Below are 17,363 nucleotides of genomic sequence, written 5' to 3'. Positions count from 1 at the left end.
GGCCAAACAATGGCACGCAGTCGCTGTAGAGACAAGGCCTTCCATGAGGAGGCCGGGACTTTCCGGAAACACCGCGGAACCGGCTTCGCCGGGCCGCAGGTGTTGTCCCCTGCAACGGGGTTGGCGCAGCGAGTGCGCGAAGCCTGGGGGGTTCCTAGACTTCCAGCCACTCCTTGCGAGTGGCCGCGTCGGCGCGCAGGCTGTCCGGCGTGCCGTCGAACACGATGCTGCCGTGGCCCATGACGAGCGCGCGGTCGGAAATCGCCATCGCGATGGTGAGCTTCTGCTCGATCAGCAGCACAGAGATGCCCTTGTCCTTGAGCGTGCGCAGGTACTGCCCGACCAGCTCGACGATCTTGGGCGCGAGGCCCTCGGTGGGCTCGTCGATGATGATCAGGTCGGGGTCGCCCATCAGCGTGCGGCACAGCGTGAGCATCTGCTGCTCGCCGCCCGAGAGCACGCCGGCCTCGGTGTGCTGGCGCTCCTTCAGGCGCGGGAACATGCCGTACATGTCGTCGAACGACCAGCGGCTGCCCTTGCCCGAGCCCTTCTGCCCCAGCAGCAGGTTCTGGTGCACCGTGAGCTTGGGGAAGATGTCGCGGTTCTCCGGCACGTAGCCGATGCCGAAGTGCGCGATCTCATAGGCCTTGCGGCGCAGGATGTCCTGCCCCTTCCAGTGCAGGCCGCCCTCGGCATGCACCAGGCCCATGATGGCCTTGGCGGTGGTCGAGCGGCCCGAGCCGTTGCGCCCCAGCAGCGCCACGATCTCGCCCGGGTTCACGTCGAAGGAAACGCCATGCAGCACATGGCTCTTGCCGTAGTAGGCGTGGATGTCTTGAAGCTTCAGCATTTCAGTGTCCCGCCCCCTGTGCATCGGCAACAGCGGAGCCCAGATAAGCCTCCTGCACTCGCGCATTGGCACGAACGGCAGCCGGTGTGTCGAAGGCGATCACCTCGCCGTACACCACCACCGCGATCTTGTCGGCCAGCCCGAAGACCACGCCCATGTCGTGTTCCACCGTCAGCAGCGTCTTGCCGACGGTCACGTGCTTGATGAGCGAGATGAAGTGCGAGGTCTCGGTCTTGCTCATGCCCGCCGTGGGCTCGTCCAGCAGGATCACGCTGGCGCCGCCGGCGATGGTCACGCCGATCTCCAGCGCGCGCTGCTCGGCGTAGGTGAGGTTCACCGCGTGCACGTCGCGCTTCTTCTCCAGTCCGATCTGCCTGATGAGCTCCTCGGTGCGCTCGTTGGCGTCGTCGAGGTTCGAGAGAAAGCGCAGGAAGGTGTACTTGTAGCCCAGGCTCCAGAGCACGCCGCAGCGCAGGTTCTCGAAGACCGTGAGCTTCGGGAAGATGTTGGTGATCTGGAAGCTGCGCGACAGCCCCATGCGGTTGATCTCGTACGGCTTCATGCCGTCGATGCGCGTGCCGTTGAGCAGCACCTCGCCGCTGCTCGGCGCGAGCCGGCCGCTGATGAGGTTGAAGAGCGTCGACTTGCCAGCGCCGTTCGGCCCGATGATCGCGATGCGCTCGCCTGCCGTCACGGCCAGGTCGACGCCGCGGATGATGTCGGTCTTGCCGAAGCTCTTGCGCAGGTTCTTGAGTTCGAGTGAATAGGTCATGCGGTCTCCCTGCGCTTGATCTCGGCTTCGATTTCCTCCTGGGCCTGGCCCCAGACCTTCGCGAAGCGCCGGCGCACCACCTCGAACACGCCCAGGCCCACGGCCAGCAGCGCCACAGCGACGATCCACGCCGTAGCCGACGAGGTATCGAGCTGCAGGCCCGCGAACGGCACCATCGGTCCGAGTGCCGCGTTCAGCTGCATGTGATAGATCATCTCGACCATGGCCGCGGCGCCCGCGAGCATGATGGCCGCGCCGATGAAGAGACCCACGTACAGCAGGTAGAAGCGCTTGATCTTGCCGAACAGCGCCACGCGCACGTTCATCATGATCAGGCTGGCCACGCCGCCGGGCGCGAACATCACCATCAGCAGGAACACAAGGCCCACGTACAGCAGCCAGGCCTTGCTGAGCTCGGACAGCAGCACCAGCGCGAACACCAGCAGCGCCGCGCCGATGATCGGCCCGAAGAAGAAGGTCGCGCCGCCGAGGAAGGTGAACAGCAGGTAGCTGCCCGAGCGCAGCCCGTTGAGGCTGTCGGCCGCATTCACGATCTCGAAGTTGATGGCCGCCAGGCCGCCGCCGATGCCCGCGAAGAAGCCCGCGATGATGAAGGCGTAGTAGCGCACGCGCTGCGTGTTGTAGCCGATGAACTCCACGCGCTCCGGGTTGTCGCGCACCGCATTGAGCATGCGCCCGAGCGGCGTGCCGGTGAAGGCGAACATCAGGCCGGTGCAGATGAAGCAGTAGACGGCGATCAGGTAATACACCTGGTTCTGCGGACCGAAGTTGAGCCCGAAGAACGAGGCGCCGTACACGCGGTTGGTGGTGATGCCGCCCTCGCCGCCGAAGAAGCTCGGGAACATCAGCGACATCGCCGCCACCAGCTCGCCCAGGCCCAGCGTGATCATCGCGAAGGTGGTGCCCGACTTCTTGGTCGACACGTAGCCGAACACGAAGGCGAAGAACATGCCGCCCAGGCCGCCCACGAGCGGAATCAGCACCAGCGGAACCGGCAGCTTGCCGGCGCTGGCCAGGTTCATCGCATGGATGGCGATGAACGAGCCCAGGCCCACGTACACCGCGTGCCCGAAGCTGAGCATGCCGCCCTGCCCCAGCAGCATGTTGTAGCTCAGGCAGATGATGATGAGGTAGCCGATCTGCGACAGCATGGTCAGCGCCAGGCTGCTGGTGAAGATCATCGGCGCCACGATCAGCAGCAGCGCGAAGAAGGACCAGATCAGGATGCGGCCGATGTTCAGCGGCTTGAACCGGTAGTAGCGAACGGGCGTGGAGGTCGTCGAAGCGGTTGTCGTTGCGGTGTTCATGGCATCAGTCCTCCCGCGTTCCGAGAAGACCCTTGGGCCTGAAGATGAGGATCAGCACCAGGAAGAGGTACGGAAGGATCGGGGCGACCTGCGAGATGGTCAGCTTGAGCAGCTCGTAGCCGAAGGTCTGGTCGGTCACCGCCACGCCGAAGGCCTGCAGGCCGGTGGCGAGCGACTGGTCCATGGCCACCGCGAAGGTCTGCACGATGCCGATGATCAGCGAGGCCAGGAAGGCGCCGGCCAGCGAGCCCATGCCGCCGACCACCACCACCACGAAGATGATGGAGCCGACGGAGGCCGCCATCGCCGGTTCGGTGACATAGGTGTTGCCGCCGACCACGCCGGCGAGACCCGCCAGCGCGGCACCGCCGCCGAACACCAGCATGAAGACGCGCGGCACGTTGTGGCCCAGCGCCTCGACCATCTCGGGGTGCTTCAGCGCCGCCTGGATGACCAGGCCGATGCGCGTGCGCGTGAGCAGCAGCCACACCGACAGCAGCATCAGCACAGCCACCAGCATGATGAAGGAGCGCGACTTCGGGAACTGCGTGCCGTAGAGCGAGAAGAGCGGCCCCTGCAGCGCCGACGGGAGGCCGTACGGCACCGTGGAGCGGCCCCACACCAGCTGCACGACTTCGAGGATCAGGTACGAGAGACCGAAGGTCACCAGCAGCTCGGGCACATGGCCGAACTTGTGGACCCGGCGCAGGCAGTAGCGCTCGAAGGCGGCGCCCAGTGCGAACACCAGCACCGGCGCGATGAACAGCGCCGGCCAGAAGCCCACGATGCCGGACAGCGTGTAGGCGAAATAGGCGCCCAGCATGTAGAAGCTGGCATGCGCGAAGTTGAGCACGCCCATCATGCTGAAGATCAGCGTGAGGCCGGAACTCAGCATGAACAACAGCAAGCCGTAGCTCACGCCGTTGAGCAGCGAGATGACGAAGAATTCGACGTTCATCGGTCTTTCGTGTCAGGTGGAAAAAGAAAAAGGCCCGAGTGTTGAAGTCGGGCCTCGACCTGTCGGATGGCGATCAGGCTGCGATCAGGAGGCGCCGCCAGGCCGCTTCATCTGGCAGGAGGTGGGCGTGCTCGCCACGTAGGCGTCGTAGTACTTCACCGGGGCCAGCGTGTAGCCGGTGTTCTCCGGGCTGTACGGGTACTTGGCGCTGGCCTTCTCCCACTTGGCGATGTACAGGCCCTGCTGTGCCTGGTGGTCGGTCTTGCGCAGTTCGATCTCGCCGTTGAAGCTCTTGAACTTCATGCCTTCCATGGCAGCCGCCACCTTGACGGGGTCGGTCGACTTGGTCTTCACGAAGGCTTCGGTCAGCGCCTGGAACACGGTGTAGACGTCGGTGGTGTAGAGGTCGTCGTTGAACTTCTTCTTGAAGTCCTCGGCGTACTTCTGCATGTCGCCGCCCATGTTGTAGTGGGCATAGCCGACCTGGTACACCTTGCCGTCGGACGCCGCGCCCATGGCGGTCGGCGTGCCGGTGGTCACGGCGTAGTAGGTGTAGAACTTGACGTTCAGGCCCGAGTCGTTGGCCGACTTGATGAGCAGCGCGAGGTCGGAGCCCCAGTTTCCGGTAATGACGGTGTCTGCGCCCGATGCCTTGATCTTGGCCACGTACGGCGCGAAGTCGCGCACCTGGGCCAGCGGATGCAGGTCGTCGCCGACGATCTGCACGTCGGGGCGCTTGGTCTTGAGGTTCTCCTTGGCGAACTTCGAGACCTGCTGGCCGTGCGCGTAGTTCTGGTTGAGCAGGTAGACCTTCTTGATGTCCGGCTGGTCCTTCATGTAGGTGGTCAGCGCTTCCATCTTCATCGACGTGTCGGCGTCGAAGCGGTACTGCCAGTAGCTGCACTTGCTGTTGGTCAGGTCGGGGTCGACGGCGGCGTAGTTCAGGTACAGCGCTTCCTTGCCCGGATTGCGCGCGTTGTTCTTCTCGAGCGCGTCGATGATGGCGAGCGCCGGGCCGGAGCCGTTGCCCTGCACGATGTAGCGCGCGCCCTGGTCGAGGGCCGAGCGCAGTGCGCTGGTGGTCTCCTGCGGGCTGAGCTTGTTGTCGATGCCGATGATCTCGAACTTCACGCCTGCCGCATTCTTCTTGTTGAATTCTTCGGCAAAGAACTGGAAGGTCTTGAGCTGGTTCGTCCCGACCGCGGCCATGAGGCCCGACAGCGGGTCGAGCCATGCGATCTTGACGGTTTCACCCTTCTGGGCAAAGGCACCGGTGGCGGTGGCAGCGATGACGGCTGCTGCGGCGATTTTCAGAGCGAACTTCAATCTATATCTCCTGGTCAAACCGAATCAAAAACGCCGCACGAGAGTACAAGCGTTTGCAGCCCCTCCCCTCAGGGAATGCCCGTAAGAGGGGTGCCGCAAAGGCCCGTTTCTATCGCGCATGCGACACCGCGTTTCTCCAATTTGCTACCCGTCGGTAGGCTGCTGCTACCACCGGGTAGGAAACGCGTTCACAAAGACGCCTAGGGGCGCTTCATCTGGCACGACGTGGGCGTGCTCGCCACGTACGATTCGAAGTACTTCACGGGAACGTTCGTGTAGCCGGTGTTCTCCGCGTCGTACGGGTACTTGGCGCTGGCCTTCTCCCAGCGCGAGATGTAGAGACCCTGCTGCAACTGGTGGTCGGCCTTGCGCACCTCGACCTCGCCGTTGAAGCTCTTGATCTTCATGCCCTCCAGCGCGGCGGCCACCTTCACAGGGTCGGTCGACTTGGTCTTGGCGAAGGCCGCGTCGAGCAGCGCGAACACGTGATAGATCGACGACTGCGTGAGGTCGTCGTTCATGCGCTTCTTGTAGCCCGCGAGCAGCTGCTGGATCTCGCCACCCATGTTGTAGTGGGCATAGGCCACGGTGTAGACCTTGCCCTCCGAGGTGGCGCCCATGGCCGTCGGCGTGCCGGCGCCAGGCGCGTAGTAGGTGAGGAACTTGACGTTCAGGCCCGAGTCGTTGGCGGCCTTGATGAGCAGCGACAGGTCGGAGCCCCAGTTGCCGGTGATCACGGTGTCGGCGCCCGAGGCCTTGATCTTGGCGATGTAGGGAGAGAAGTCGCGCACCTGCGCGAGCGGATGCAGGTCGTCGCCCACGATCTGGATGTCGGGGCGCTTGACCTTCAGGTCTTCCTTCGCGAACTTCGACACCTGCACGCCGTGGGCGTAGTTCTGGCCGAGGATGTAGACCTTCTTGATGTCGGGCTGGTCCTTCATCCAGGTGGTCAGCGCCTCCATCTTCATGGAGGTGTCGGCGTCGACCCGGAAGTGCCAGTAGCTGCACTTGCTGTTGGTCAGGTCGGGGTCGACCGCCGCGTAGTTCATGTACAGCAGCTCCTTGCCCGGATTGCGCGCGTTGTTCTTCTCGACGGCGTCGATGATCGCGAGCGCGGGGCCGGAGCCGTTGCCCTGCATGATGTAGCGCGCGCCCTGGTCCTGCGCGGAACGCAGGGCCGCCGTGGTCTCCTGCGGGCTGAGCTTGTTGTCGAGCGCGATGATCTCGAACTTCACGCCCGACTGGTTCTTCTTGTTGAACTCTTCAGCAAGGAATTGCGTGGTCTTCAGCTGGTTGGTGCCCACCGCAGCCATCAGGCCCGACAGCGGGTCGAGCCAGGCGATCTTGACGGTCTCGCCCTTTTGGGCGAATGCGGCGGTGGCGCCCACCAACATTGCACAGGCAGCTACTGACTTGATAGCAAATTGCATGAAGAGTCTCCAGTGTGAAAGGCGGACTGCCAGCGTACAAGCGCCCTTTTCTTCGCCGCACAGGGATTGCCCGGAAGGAAGGCCGCCGGGGCGGCTTTCCTATCGCGTGCGCGACAGTGCGGGTGGGCTTTGCTCGTTGTTTCAGAGGCCGGGCAGCTTGTAGTCTTTAAGTAGCTCTCGCAGCTTGGTCTTGAGGATCTTTCCGGTGGCGCCGATCGGGATGGCCTCGACGAACACCACGTCGTCCGGGATCTGCCACTTGGCGGTCTTGCCCTCGTAGAACTTCAGCAGCTCCTCGCGCGTGACCTCGGCATTGGGCTTCTTCACGACCGCGATGATCGGCCGCTCGTCCCACTTCGGATGGAACACGCCGATGCACGCGGCCATGGCCACGGCCGGATGCGCGACGGCGATGTTCTCGATGTCGATGGAGCTGATCCACTCGCCGCCGGACTTGATCACGTCCTTGCTGCGGTCGGTGATCTGCAGGTAGCCCTCGGCGTCGATGGTGGCCACGTCGCCCGTGGGGAACCAGCCGCGGTTGCGCTCGTCGGGAATGAGCGGGTCGCCGCCCTCGCCCTTGAAGTATTCCTTGACGATCCACGGCCCCTTGACCAGCAGGTCGCCGTAGGCCTTGCCGTCCCACGGCAGCTCCTTGCCGTCGCCGTCGATGATCTTCATGTCGACGCCGAAGATGGCGCGGCCCTGCTTCATGCGGATCTGCAGCTGCGCGTCGGCCGGCAGCGACAGGTGCTTGTTCTTGAGCGTGCACAGCGTGCCCAGCGGGCTCATCTCGGTCATGCCCCAGGCGTGCAGCACCTCTACGTTGTAGAGGTCCTGGAACGCCTTGATCATGGCCGGCGGGCAGGCCGAGCCGCCGATCACCGTGCGGTTGAGCTTGCTGAACTTCAGGCCGCCCGCCTGCATGTGGCCCAGCAGCATCTGCCAGACGGTGGGCACGCCTGCGGCGAAGGTCACGCCCTCGGCCTCGATCAGGTCGTACACCGACTTGCCGTCGAGCGCCGGGCCGGGGAACACCAGCTTGCAGCCCACCAGCGCCGCCGAATACGGAATGCCCCAGGCGTTGACGTGGAACATCGGCACCACCGGCAGCACCGAGTCGCGCGCCGACAGGTGCATCACGTCGGGCAGCGCGGCCGCATACGCGTGCAGCAGCGTCGAGCGGTGGCTGTAGAGCGCGGCCTTGGGGTTGCCCGTGGTGCCGCTCGTGTAGCACATGCTCGAGGCCGAGTTCTCGTCGAAGCTGGGCCATTCGTACTCGGCGGGCTGCGAACCCATCCAGCTCTCGTAGCTCACGAGGTTGGGCACACCGCTGCCGGCGGGGAGCTTGTCGGCGTCACACAGTGCAACCCATTTCCGGATCGTGGGACAACGCGCATGCACGGCCTGCACCAGCGGCAGGAACGTGAGGTCGAAGCACAGGATCTGGTCTTCGGCGTGGTTGGCGATCCACGCGATCTGGTCGGGATGCAGGCGCGGGTTGATGGTGTGCAGCACGCGGCCGCTGCCGCTCACGCCGTAGTAGAGCTCGAGGTGGCGATAGCCGTTCCAGGCCAGGGTGGCGATGCGGTCGCTGAACAGCAATTGCTCGCCGTCCAGCGCGTTGGCCACCTGCTTGGCGCGCGATGCGATGTCGCGCCAGGTGCAGCGGTGGATATCGCCTTCGACACGACGCGAGACGATCTCGCCGTCGCCGTTGTGGCGCTCGGCGAACTCGATCAGCGACGAGATCAGAAGCGGTTGGTCTTGCATCAAACCCAGCATCTACGGACTCCTATGTGAAATGACTTCATGAAAACTTGCGGACAACGGATTCACGCAAGCTTCGGCCACTTCCACAATGACACAAACCCGCACTGCACGATTGAACGAAGCGGCTCAAGTGGGAGCCCTCGGACCGGTGCCCGCCGGCACCGTCACCACGTTGGTGCGGCACGGCTGACGCAGCGTCTTGCCGCAGTCCGGCAGAGCGGCTGCATGCGGGTACGGCACATAGCCCAGCACGATGCTCGAAGCATTGGCGGCCTCATGCCACAGCGTGTTGGTCGAAGGCGTCTTGTCGTTGCCGAACAGCCAGAAGCCTGTCTGCGAGGGCGAGTCCACCGTCACCCGGATGCTGGAGCCGGCGCGAAAGACGTGGGCGAACTTCTGGATCTCGATGCGCACCAGGTTGGGTTGCCCCGGCAGCAGCGCCGCCTCCTTCGGTTGCGTGAAGTCGCCGAAGGGACGCAGTTCGGTGGAGCGGCTGTCGTCGAGCGCGCGCTTGGAGGCACGCAGCCATCCGCGCTGCACGAACATCTCCTTGCCGTCGGGCCGCACTTCGGACACCGTGACCTGCAGGTCGGTGTTGTCGGCGGTGGCGCTCAGGTACAGGTCGGCCGAGCCTTCCCCGTAGAAGCTCAGGTCCTCGGGCAACGCAGCGGTGGTGAAGGTGAGCTGGCCGTCCTTCTCCGCATCCGCCACTGCCTGCCAGCCTTCGGCGGCCGGGTTGTTCACCACCGGGCTCTTCGCCGGATACCTGTAGTCGGACGAGGCCGCGCCGGAACTTGGCTTCGCATCGCCGAGCACGCCGCCCGGCTGCATCCACAGGCGCATCGGCTTGACCTTGACCGGCAGGCGGTCGAACTCGGCCACGGCCGTCTGCTTCAGCTTCGCGGCGCCGTTCACCGCCTTCTGGTCGGTCTGCTGCATCTCCTGCAGCAGGCGCACGCGCGGCTCCTTCTCGAAGCCGTTGTCCTCGCCCTTCACGAAATGGGCGAGGAAGCGCTTCAGGGTGCCGTCGATGTAGTCGGAGGTGACGTTGGTGTGGTGGTCGCCGTTGGAGCTGACGAGCCACATCCTGTCGGGCGACATGGTGTCCTCGTAGTAGCCCGAGCGCGGGCCGATCTGCTCGTCCTGCCACGACTGGGTGCCCAGCGCGGGAATGTCGATCTTGCCGGTCTCGTAGAACGCGCTGCGCTTCACGTAGAGGCCGTCGGCATAGGGGTTCTCGAGCCACTTGGTCAGGTCGAGATCGGGCCGCTTGATCTTCTCGATGTTGTCGGCCACGGTCTTCGCGCACTCGGTATCGCCGTCGAGCCTGGCGGCCAGCGCCGCCGCGCGGTTCCAGGTGGCCGGGAAGCCGCCCCACCACTGCGAGGGAAAGCCGATGTTCTTGATGCCGCCCGGGTAGCCCACGTCGCGGTACGGATCGGTCACGTTCTTGCTGGGCGTGATCGCCAGCAGGCCCTTGGGCCGGTGCGCGGCCACCCAGAGCTGGTTGTAGCCCGAGTACGAGTAGCCGACCATGCCGATCCTGCCGTTCGACCACGGCTGCTTGCCGGCCCATTCGATGGCGAAGGCGCCAGCAGCGCCGGTGCTGGCATCGAAGACCTGGTCTTCGCCGCTGGAGCAACCCGTGCCCGGCACGTTCAGCCCCATGACTGCATAGCCCTCCGTCACCCAGAGCTGGCCGATGTTCGGGGCCGAGCCCGAGCTGTAGCCGTCGTACTCGACCAGCAGCGGAAAGGTGCCCTTGCCGCCATTGGGCAGCAGCAGCGAGTAGCGCATCCTGTTGCCGTCGGGCAGCGTGATGTAGCCCCACTTGCGGACCACGCCCGTCTCGGGCGTGGCCGGCGGCTGTGCCGGCGGCGTTTCGGCGGCCGGCGGGAAAAAGGTGAAGCCGCCGCCCGACGAGCCGCCGCCGCACGCGGCGATGCCCGCTGCCGTGGCAAGCAGCGACGCGGCAATACGCCATCGTGGGAAATCTCTGAAAGTCCTCATTGATCCGTCTCCGTTATCGTTTTGATTGATGTCATGCGCTGCCCACGCGCGCTTCGGGGCAAAGCGGTACGCGAGCGTCAGGGCGCCACGGTGATCTTGGTGGCCGTGGGCGTGGCGTCGAGCAGCAGTTGCGAAGGCCACGGCGCCCAGGTCGCGCCCAGCTCGGCGGTGTTCGGGTCGCCCGTGCGCATGAATGCACCCACGCTGGCCATGACTGCGTTCGACAGCGCCAGCCGCCCCTTCTCGTTGGCCTTGCCGCGCATCGCGTTCGACAGCACCGACGGGCCGAAATTGCCGAACACGAAAGGCAGGTCGAAGGCGTGCGCCGCGCCGTACACGTCGTTCCACGGAGAGGCTTCCTGGGCCCAGTCGAGGCGGTAGTGCCAGACGTTCGACTGGCGCGTCTTCATCGTGTTGAGCAGGTTGTCGCGGTTGGCCTCGAACAGGCCCTTCGTGATGAGCGCAGTGGCCGCGTTGTAGCCGGTGCCGGGCTTGTCTACCGGAAGGTAGAACGGGTCGATGATGTCGTTCACCGTGAGCGTGGGCGCTGCATCGGGGTCGAAGTTGAACATCATCGAGAAGCGCTGGGCGTCGGTGACGATCCAGCCCGGCTTCGGAAAGCCGATGGTGCCCAGCAGCGACGCGAAGAGCTTGCCCTCGTCACGCGTGTTGCCGGAGAGCATCGGCACCTTCACGTACTGGTCGGCAGCGATGGCGCCGATGGGGTCGGTCGGGATCACCGTGCCGTCGGGAATGGGGCCGACCGAGCCGAGGCCGGCGGCGACCACCGTGGTCAGCATCTTGCCGCCGTCCTGCGCGCGCAGGTATTCGGCAATCTGCGCCGGCGTGCGGCCGGCGATATAGGCCTTGGCAGCCGTCGCGTCGGCGGCGGTGCCGTCGGCGACGAGCAGCTTCTCGAGGATGCCCTCGCCTTGCGCCAGCGAGGCCGAGGCCGGCGACAGCGAAGGCAGCGTGCCCGGCGGCAGGTTGCTCGCGAGCGAGATGCCGCCGCTCATCTCGAAGGCCTTGTGGAACAGGCCCTTGGCCATCGGCGAGGTCATCACCGACAGCAGGTTGGTGGCACCGGCCGACTCGCCCGAGAGCGTGACGTTGCCCGGGTCGCCGCCGAAGTTGGCCACGTTGTCGCGGATGAAGCGCAGCGCCGCCATGTTGTCGAGCAGCGCGAAGTTGCCCGAGTCGTCGCCCTCGGCGCCGCCCGGGCGCAGCTGCGGCACGTTCAGGAAGCCCAGGATGCCCAGGCGGTAGCTGGCGGTGATGACCACCGCGTTGGCGGCCTTGGCCAGCGCCGCGCCGTCGTACAGCGGGTCGGCCGTGTAGCCCGAGATGTTGCTGCCGCCATGGATGAAGAGCAGCACCGGCAGGTTCTTGTCCGCCGTGGCCGGGCGCCAGATGTTGACGAACAGACAGTCCTCGCTGCCGCTCGGCTTGCCCAGCATGGTGCCGATGGTCTCGTCATAGGTGTTGTTGGCGCCGGGGCTGAAGATCCGGCCGATCTGCAGGCAGGCGTTGCCGAACTTCGTGGCCTGGCGGATGCCGCTCCATGGCTCGGGCGTCGCCGGCGCGCGCCAGCGCAGCTCGCCGACCGGCGGCTTGGCGAACGGAATCCCCTTCCAGAACCAGGTGCCCGACTTGGCGCTGTCGTCCACGCCCTCGACCTTGCCGGCAGTGGTCTGGCGGACCATCGGGCCGTCGGCGGCGGGCGGTGCCGGCGAGGGAGCCGGTGCGGGCGGCGGCGCGCTAGGCAGGAAGGCGAAGCCGGACGAACCGGACGAGCCGCCCCCACAGGCCGAAAGTGCCGCCAGGGCGGCCGTGGCCATCATCAGGGCCACGGCCCTGGCCGTTGCGGTCTTCTTTACTGCTGCCGCAGCCTGGTTGCGCGCGGTTGTCTCTGTCTTCATGTTTTTTGTCTCCACACCGGGTTAATCGGAATTCCTGGCCTGGCGCGCGGCACCCATACTCCGGGCCGCCGAACACGCAAAAAAATTCTAGAAACCGGCACCGTTTTCATCGCTATCGCAACAAAGCCAAACGAATGACTTCAGGAGCCTCCATGCCGCTGCGCCAGCGCGGCACCCAGCGCCGGGCGGGCTGCATGCCGCAGCCGGAGCTGCGCACCAGCTCGGCCGCGTGGCTCGAAGGCGTCCTGTCGATGTTCGAGGCCGAAGGGCTGGACGTGCCCTCGCTGCTGCGGGACGCCGGCTTCGACCCGGATTCGTTGCACCGGCAGAACACGCGCATCCCCGTCGACGAGATCACGGTGCTCTGGCAGCTCGCCGTGGCCCGTGCCGGCCGGCCCACGCTGGGCCTGCACCGCGACCTGGCCTCCACCCATAGCAAGCTGGGCACGGTGGGACATGCGATGTCGTGCAGCTCCAGCCTCGAATCGGCGCTCGTGCGGCTGACCCGCTACATGGCCGTGATCTCGGACGCGACGGCCTTCTCGCTGCAGCCCGATCCACGCGGCTGCTGGATGGTGATGCGCCATACGGGCGGCAGCCTGCCCATTCCCCGCCAGCGCGTCGAATACGCCCTGCTGACCGTGCTCATGCAATGCCAGTGGCTCACGCGCCGCGACCTGCAGCCGCTGGCCATGGAGTTCGTCTACCCCGCGCCCGCCGACGACCGGCTGCATCGCGAGGCATTCGGCTGCGATGTGCGATTCAACGCCGAAGCCAACCGCCTGCTGTTGTCGGCCGCCGACATGGCGACGCCGCTGCCCACCTTCCACGAAGTGCTCGGCGAGATGCAGGAGCACCTGCTGGACGACCAGCTGAACCTGCTGGGCCAGACGACCACCAGCACGCTGGTGTGCGCCGAGATCGCGCGCCGGCTCCAGTACGGCGAACCGCGCCGGCAGGACGTCGCCTCGGGCCTCGGTCTGGCCGAGCGCACGCTGCAGCGGCGGCTGCAGGAAGAGTCGGTGTCGTTCCAGTCGCTGCTCGATCGCACCCGCCGCGAGCTGGCGAAGCAATACCTGGCCGAAGACCGCCACACGTTGACCGATGTGGCCGACATGCTGGGCTTCGTGGACACGAGCAACTTCTTCCGTGCCTGCAAGCGCTGGTTCGGCGTACCGCCGGCGCAGTACCGGGCGCGCATCTGGGACGCGCCCGCCGCCCTCGCGGCCTGACCCCTCCGGGGTCCCGATGGCCCGCCCGGCCAGGGGTTACGCGCCGTGCCGGACAATCCGGGCATGAGCTTGCTTGCTGAAGACACCGGGGTCGCGGACCTGGGACTGCGCTGGAAGCCTGGTTTCCACGCCCTGGGACCGGCCTTTCTCACCGACTTGCGGCCGACGCCGCTGCCCGATCCGTACTGGGTGGGCCGCAGCGAAGCTGTCGCCCGAGATCTGGGCCTGCCGCCCGATTGGCATTCGTCGCAGGCCACGCTGGCCGCGTTGACCGGCAGCCTGCCCATTGTCGGCACCAGCCCCTTCGCCACGGTCTACAGCGGCCACCAGTTCGGCGTGTGGGCCGGCCAGCTCGGTGACGGGCGCGCCATCATGATCGGCGAGACCGAAGGCGGGCTCGAGGTGCAGCTGAAGGGCGCGGGCCGTACGCCCTACTCGCGCGGCGGCGACGGCCGTGCAGTGCTGCGCTCCAGCATCCGCGAATTCCTGTGCAGCGAAGCCATGCACGGCCTGGGCATCCCGACCACGCGCGCTCTGTGCGTGACCGGCTCCGACGCTCAGATCTACCGCGAGGAGGTGGAAAGCGCCGCCGTCGTCACCCGCGTGGCGCCCAGCTTCGTGCGCTTCGGCCATTTCGAGCACTTCGCAGCCAACCAGCGCGAAGACGAGCTTCGTGCGCTGGCCGACTACGTCATCGACCGCTACTACCCCGAGTGCCGCACCACCGACCGCTTCGGCGGCAATGCCTACGCCGCCTTCCTGGAAGCCGTGAGCGAGCGCACCGCCGCCCTGCTCGCCCAGTGGCAGGCGGTGGGCTTCTGCCACGGCGTGATGAACACCGACAACATGAGCATCCTCGGGCTCACTATCGACTACGGCCCGTTCCAGTTCCTCGACGGCTTCGACCCGCGCCATATCTGCAACCACAGCGATACCAACGGGCGCTACGCCTTCAACCAGCAGCCCAACGTGGCCTACTGGAACCTGTTCTGCCTCGCGCAGGCGCTGCTGCCGCTGATCGGCGACCAGGAAGTCGCGGTGGCTGCGCTGGAGTCGTACAAGACGGTGTTCCCGAACGAGTTCGAGGGCCGCATGCGCGCCAAGCTGGGGCTGGCCGAGGCGGCCGAAGACGACCGGCCGCTGATCGAGGGCGTGCTCAAGCTGCTGGCCGCGGGCAAGGTCGACTACACGATCTTCTGGCGCCGGCTCTCCGGCTTCATGGCTGACGGCAACGTGGAGCCGGTGCGCGACCTGTTCCTCGACCGCGAAGGCTTCGACGCCTGGATGCTATCTTTTTCGGAGCGCCATGCCTCCACCGACCGGGCCCTGGCCGCCGAACTGATGCGCCGCACCAACCCGAAGTTCGTGCTGCGGAACCACCTGGGACAGCAAGCCATCGAAGCGAGTCAGCAAAAGGACCACTCGGGTGTGGCAACCTTGCTGGCAGTGCTCCAGACCCCATTTGAAGAACATCCCGGTGCCGACGCATACGCCGGCTTCCCGCCCGACTGGGCTTCCACGATCGAAATCAGCTGCTCATCATGACCACTCCCGTACAAAAAACCGACGCCGAATGGAAAGCCCTGCTCGCCGAAAAAGGCGCCGAGCCCGCGGCCTTCGAGGTGACTCGCCACGCGGCCACCGAGCGCCCCTTCACCGGCAAGTACGAGGCGCACTGGGATGACGGCACCTACCATTGCATCTGCTGCGGCGCCAAGCTGTTCGAGTCGGCGACCAAGTTCGACGCCGGCTGCGGCTGGCCCAGCTTCTCGCAGGAAGCAGTGCCGGGCGCGATCCGCAACATCATCGACCGCTCGCACGGCATGGTGCGCACCGAGAACGTCTGCGCGAACTGCGGCGCCCACCTGGGCCACGTGTTCCCCGACGGCCCCACCGAAACCGGCCTGCGCTACTGCATGAACTCGGCGTCGCTCGACTTCCAGAAGAAATAAGCAAGCAAGCCAGCAAACTAAGAGCTCAATGAAACTGCTCCTCGACTTCTTCCCGATCCTGCTTTTCTTCATTGCCTACAAGCTGGGCGACATCTACACCGCCACGGGCGTGCTGATGGCCGCCACGGTGGTGCAGATGGCCGTCATCTACGCCACCGAGCGCAAGCTGCAGGCCATGCAGAAGGCCACGCTGGTGCTGATCCTGCTGTTCGGCACGCTCACGCTGGCGCTGCACGACGATCGCTTCATCAAGTGGAAGCCGACGGTGCTTTACGGCGCAATGGCTGTCGCGCTGGCCGTGGCGCTCTGGGCGCTGAAGAAGAACTTCCTGAAGATGCTGCTGGGCTCGCAGCTCGAGCTGCCCGACCGCATCTGGGGCAGGCTCAACGTGGCGTGGATCGGCTACTGCCTGTTCATGGCCGCCATCAACGCCTACGTGGCGGCGTACTTCACGACCGAGGCCTGGGTCAACTTCAAGCTCTGGGGCTACGTGTTCCCCATCGTCTTCCTGGTGGCGCAGGGCCTGTACATCGCGCCGCACCTGAAGAACGAGGACAAGCCGACCGCATGACCACGGACACCGCACAGCTCCCCACCACGGCAGCCCTGGAGGCCGCGCTGCGCAATGCGCTCGCGCCGACGGCGCTCGAAGTCATCGACGAAAGCGCGGCCCACGCGGGCCATGCGGGCGCCAACGCGGAAGGCCGCGGCACCCATTTCCGCGTGCGCATCGCCTCCCCGCTGTTCGAGGGGAAGCCCCGCGTGGCGCGGCATCGGCTTGTGTATGATGCCCTCCACGTTTTCATCGCACAGGGTCTGCACGCCATCGCCATCGAGGTGCTCTGAGTCAGTCGTCCAACGCATTGCTCGCACGCCACTCCCGCGTCGGCCGTTGCCCCTTCTTCCCCAATCCCCTGCTTTCATTACCGCGCAACTCCTACACGCGCATTCACTTCCCAGCTCGACCATTCATTCCATGAAAAAACAAATCTTGCAGGCCGTCGCGGCCGCAGCGCTGCTCGGTGCCATCCCCATGGCGGCCCTGGCGCAGAACGCAGCCATCGTGAACGGCAAGCCGGTGCCCAAGGCCCGCATGGACGTTCTGGCCCAGCAACTGGCTGCCGCGGGCCGTCCGGTGACGCCTGAAATGCAAGGCCAGCTGCGCGAGGAAATCGTGGCACGCGAAGTGTTCATGCAGGAAGCCCAGAAGCAGGGCCTGGACGCCACCGACGACTACAAGAACCAGCTCGAACTCGCCCGCCAGGCCATCCTGATCCGCGCGCTGTTCGAGAACTACCGCAAGACCAACCCGGTCGCGGACGCCGACGTGAAGGCCGAGTACGACAAGTTCGTCGCGGCCAACGGCGGCAAGGAATACAAGGCCCGTCACATCCTGGTCGAAACCGAAGACCAGGCCAAGAAGATCATGGCCGACCTGAAGAAGGGCGCCAAGTTCGAGGACATCGCCAAGAAGCAGAGCAAGGACCCGGGTTCGGGCGCCAACGGCGGCGACCTCGACTGGGCCAACCCCGCGAGCTTCGTGCCCGAGTTCTCGGAAGCCATGATCAAGCTCAAGAAGGGCGAGACCACCCCCGCTCCGGTGAAGAGCCAGTTCGGCTGGCACATCATCCGCGTCGACGACATCCGCCAGGCTCAACTGCCGAAGCTGGAAGAAGTGAAGCCGCAGATCACGCAGCAGCTGCAGCAGCAGCGCCTGCAGAAGTACCAGGAAGACCTGCGCGCGAAGGCCAAGGTCGAGTAATCGATCCGAGCAAAAAGAAAGCGGCCCTCGAGGCCGCTTTTTTATTGCAGT

15 protein-coding genes are annotated in these 17,363 nt (G+C 65.7%); 6 read left to right on the top strand and 9 right to left on the bottom strand.

Going from position 1 to position 17,363, the window contains the following annotated elements:
* Window positions 1–154 precede the first annotated feature (154 nt).
* The 9 genes from BMY35_RS00380 to BMY35_RS00340 form a co-directional block, all read right to left on the bottom strand.
* Window positions 155–850, bottom strand: a complete 696-nt coding sequence (locus BMY35_RS00380; protein WP_093195022.1) for an ABC transporter ATP-binding protein — start codon at window positions 848–850, stop codon at window positions 155–157.
* 1 nt (window position 851) lies between these two features.
* Window positions 852–1,622 carry an ABC transporter ATP-binding protein gene (locus tag BMY35_RS00375; protein ID WP_093195021.1) on the bottom strand — a complete coding sequence of 257 codons (771 nt, stop codon included), beginning with the start codon at window positions 1,620–1,622 and terminating at the stop codon, window positions 852–854.
* Window positions 1,619–2,950, bottom strand: coding sequence for a branched-chain amino acid ABC transporter permease (locus tag BMY35_RS00370; RefSeq protein ID WP_093195020.1), 1,332 nt, complete (start codon window positions 2,948–2,950; stop codon window positions 1,619–1,621). Before BMY35_RS00370 ends, BMY35_RS00375 begins: the two co-directional genes overlap by 4 nt.
* A gap of 4 nt (window positions 2,951–2,954) precedes the next feature.
* Window positions 2,955–3,908 (bottom strand): branched-chain amino acid ABC transporter permease, encoded by a 954-nt coding sequence (locus tag BMY35_RS00365; protein WP_093195019.1) that lies wholly within the window; start codon window positions 3,906–3,908, stop codon window positions 2,955–2,957.
* Between the two features lie 84 nt (window positions 3,909–3,992).
* The gene (locus tag BMY35_RS00360; RefSeq protein ID WP_093195018.1) at window positions 3,993–5,234 is read right to left on the bottom strand and encodes a branched-chain amino acid ABC transporter substrate-binding protein; all 1,242 of its coding nucleotides are present in this window, start codon (window positions 5,232–5,234) and stop codon (window positions 3,993–3,995) included.
* A 200-nt stretch (window positions 5,235–5,434) separates the two neighbouring features.
* Window positions 5,435–6,664, bottom strand: coding sequence for a branched-chain amino acid ABC transporter substrate-binding protein (locus tag BMY35_RS00355; RefSeq protein WP_093195017.1), 1,230 nt, complete (start codon window positions 6,662–6,664; stop codon window positions 5,435–5,437).
* A gap of 141 nt (window positions 6,665–6,805) precedes the next feature.
* Window positions 6,806–8,449 carry a 3-(methylthio)propionyl-CoA ligase gene (locus BMY35_RS00350; protein WP_093195016.1) on the bottom strand — a complete coding sequence of 548 codons (1,644 nt, stop codon included), beginning with the start codon at window positions 8,447–8,449 and terminating at the stop codon, window positions 6,806–6,808.
* A gap of 114 nt (window positions 8,450–8,563) precedes the next feature.
* Window positions 8,564–10,447, bottom strand: coding sequence for a CocE/NonD family hydrolase (locus tag BMY35_RS00345; protein WP_093195015.1), 1,884 nt, complete (start codon window positions 10,445–10,447; stop codon window positions 8,564–8,566).
* A 77-nt stretch (window positions 10,448–10,524) separates the two neighbouring features.
* Window positions 10,525–12,285: a carboxylesterase/lipase family protein gene (locus tag BMY35_RS00340; protein WP_093195571.1), complete on the bottom strand. Its 1,761-nt coding sequence runs from the start codon at window positions 12,283–12,285 to the stop codon at window positions 10,525–10,527.
* 233 nt (window positions 12,286–12,518) lie between these two features.
* Between BMY35_RS00340 and BMY35_RS00335 the strand changes: the two genes are divergently transcribed.
* The 6 genes from BMY35_RS00335 (at window position 12,519) to BMY35_RS00310 (ending at window position 17,312) form a co-directional block, all read left to right on the top strand.
* Window positions 12,519–13,598 carry an AraC family transcriptional regulator gene (locus BMY35_RS00335; RefSeq protein WP_093195014.1) on the top strand — a complete coding sequence of 360 codons (1,080 nt, stop codon included), beginning with the start codon at window positions 12,519–12,521 and terminating at the stop codon, window positions 13,596–13,598.
* 63 nt (window positions 13,599–13,661) lie between these two features.
* Complete coding sequence (locus BMY35_RS00330; RefSeq protein WP_093195013.1) at window positions 13,662–15,143, top strand: protein adenylyltransferase SelO; 1,482 nt, start codon at window positions 13,662–13,664, stop codon at window positions 15,141–15,143.
* Entirely contained in the window at window positions 15,140–15,550 is a 411-nt protein-coding gene (msrB, locus tag BMY35_RS00325) for a peptide-methionine (R)-S-oxide reductase MsrB (protein ID WP_093195012.1), read from the top strand. Before BMY35_RS00330 ends, msrB begins: the two co-directional genes overlap by 4 nt.
* A 28-nt stretch (window positions 15,551–15,578) precedes the next feature.
* The gene (locus BMY35_RS00320) at window positions 15,579–16,121 is read left to right on the top strand and encodes a septation protein A (protein ID WP_093195011.1); all 543 of its coding nucleotides are present in this window, start codon (window positions 15,579–15,581) and stop codon (window positions 16,119–16,121) included.
* Window positions 16,118–16,396: a BolA family protein gene (locus tag BMY35_RS00315; protein WP_093195010.1), complete on the top strand. Its 279-nt coding sequence runs from the start codon at window positions 16,118–16,120 to the stop codon at window positions 16,394–16,396. The genes BMY35_RS00320 and BMY35_RS00315 overlap by 4 nt, the downstream gene beginning before the upstream one ends.
* A 130-nt stretch (window positions 16,397–16,526) precedes the next feature.
* The gene (locus BMY35_RS00310) at window positions 16,527–17,312 is read left to right on the top strand and encodes a peptidylprolyl isomerase (RefSeq protein WP_093195009.1); all 786 of its coding nucleotides are present in this window, start codon (window positions 16,527–16,529) and stop codon (window positions 17,310–17,312) included.
* Window positions 17,313–17,363: the final 51 nt, after the last annotated feature.

The sequence above is a fragment of the Variovorax sp. YR750 genome (genome assembly GCF_900109805.1).
In the GTDB taxonomy this organism is placed as follows: Bacteria; Pseudomonadota; Gammaproteobacteria; order Burkholderiales; family Burkholderiaceae_C; genus Variovorax; species Variovorax gossypii.
Note: the sequence above shows the minus strand (reverse complement) of the source record. Positions and strands in the feature narration are given on the sequence as shown.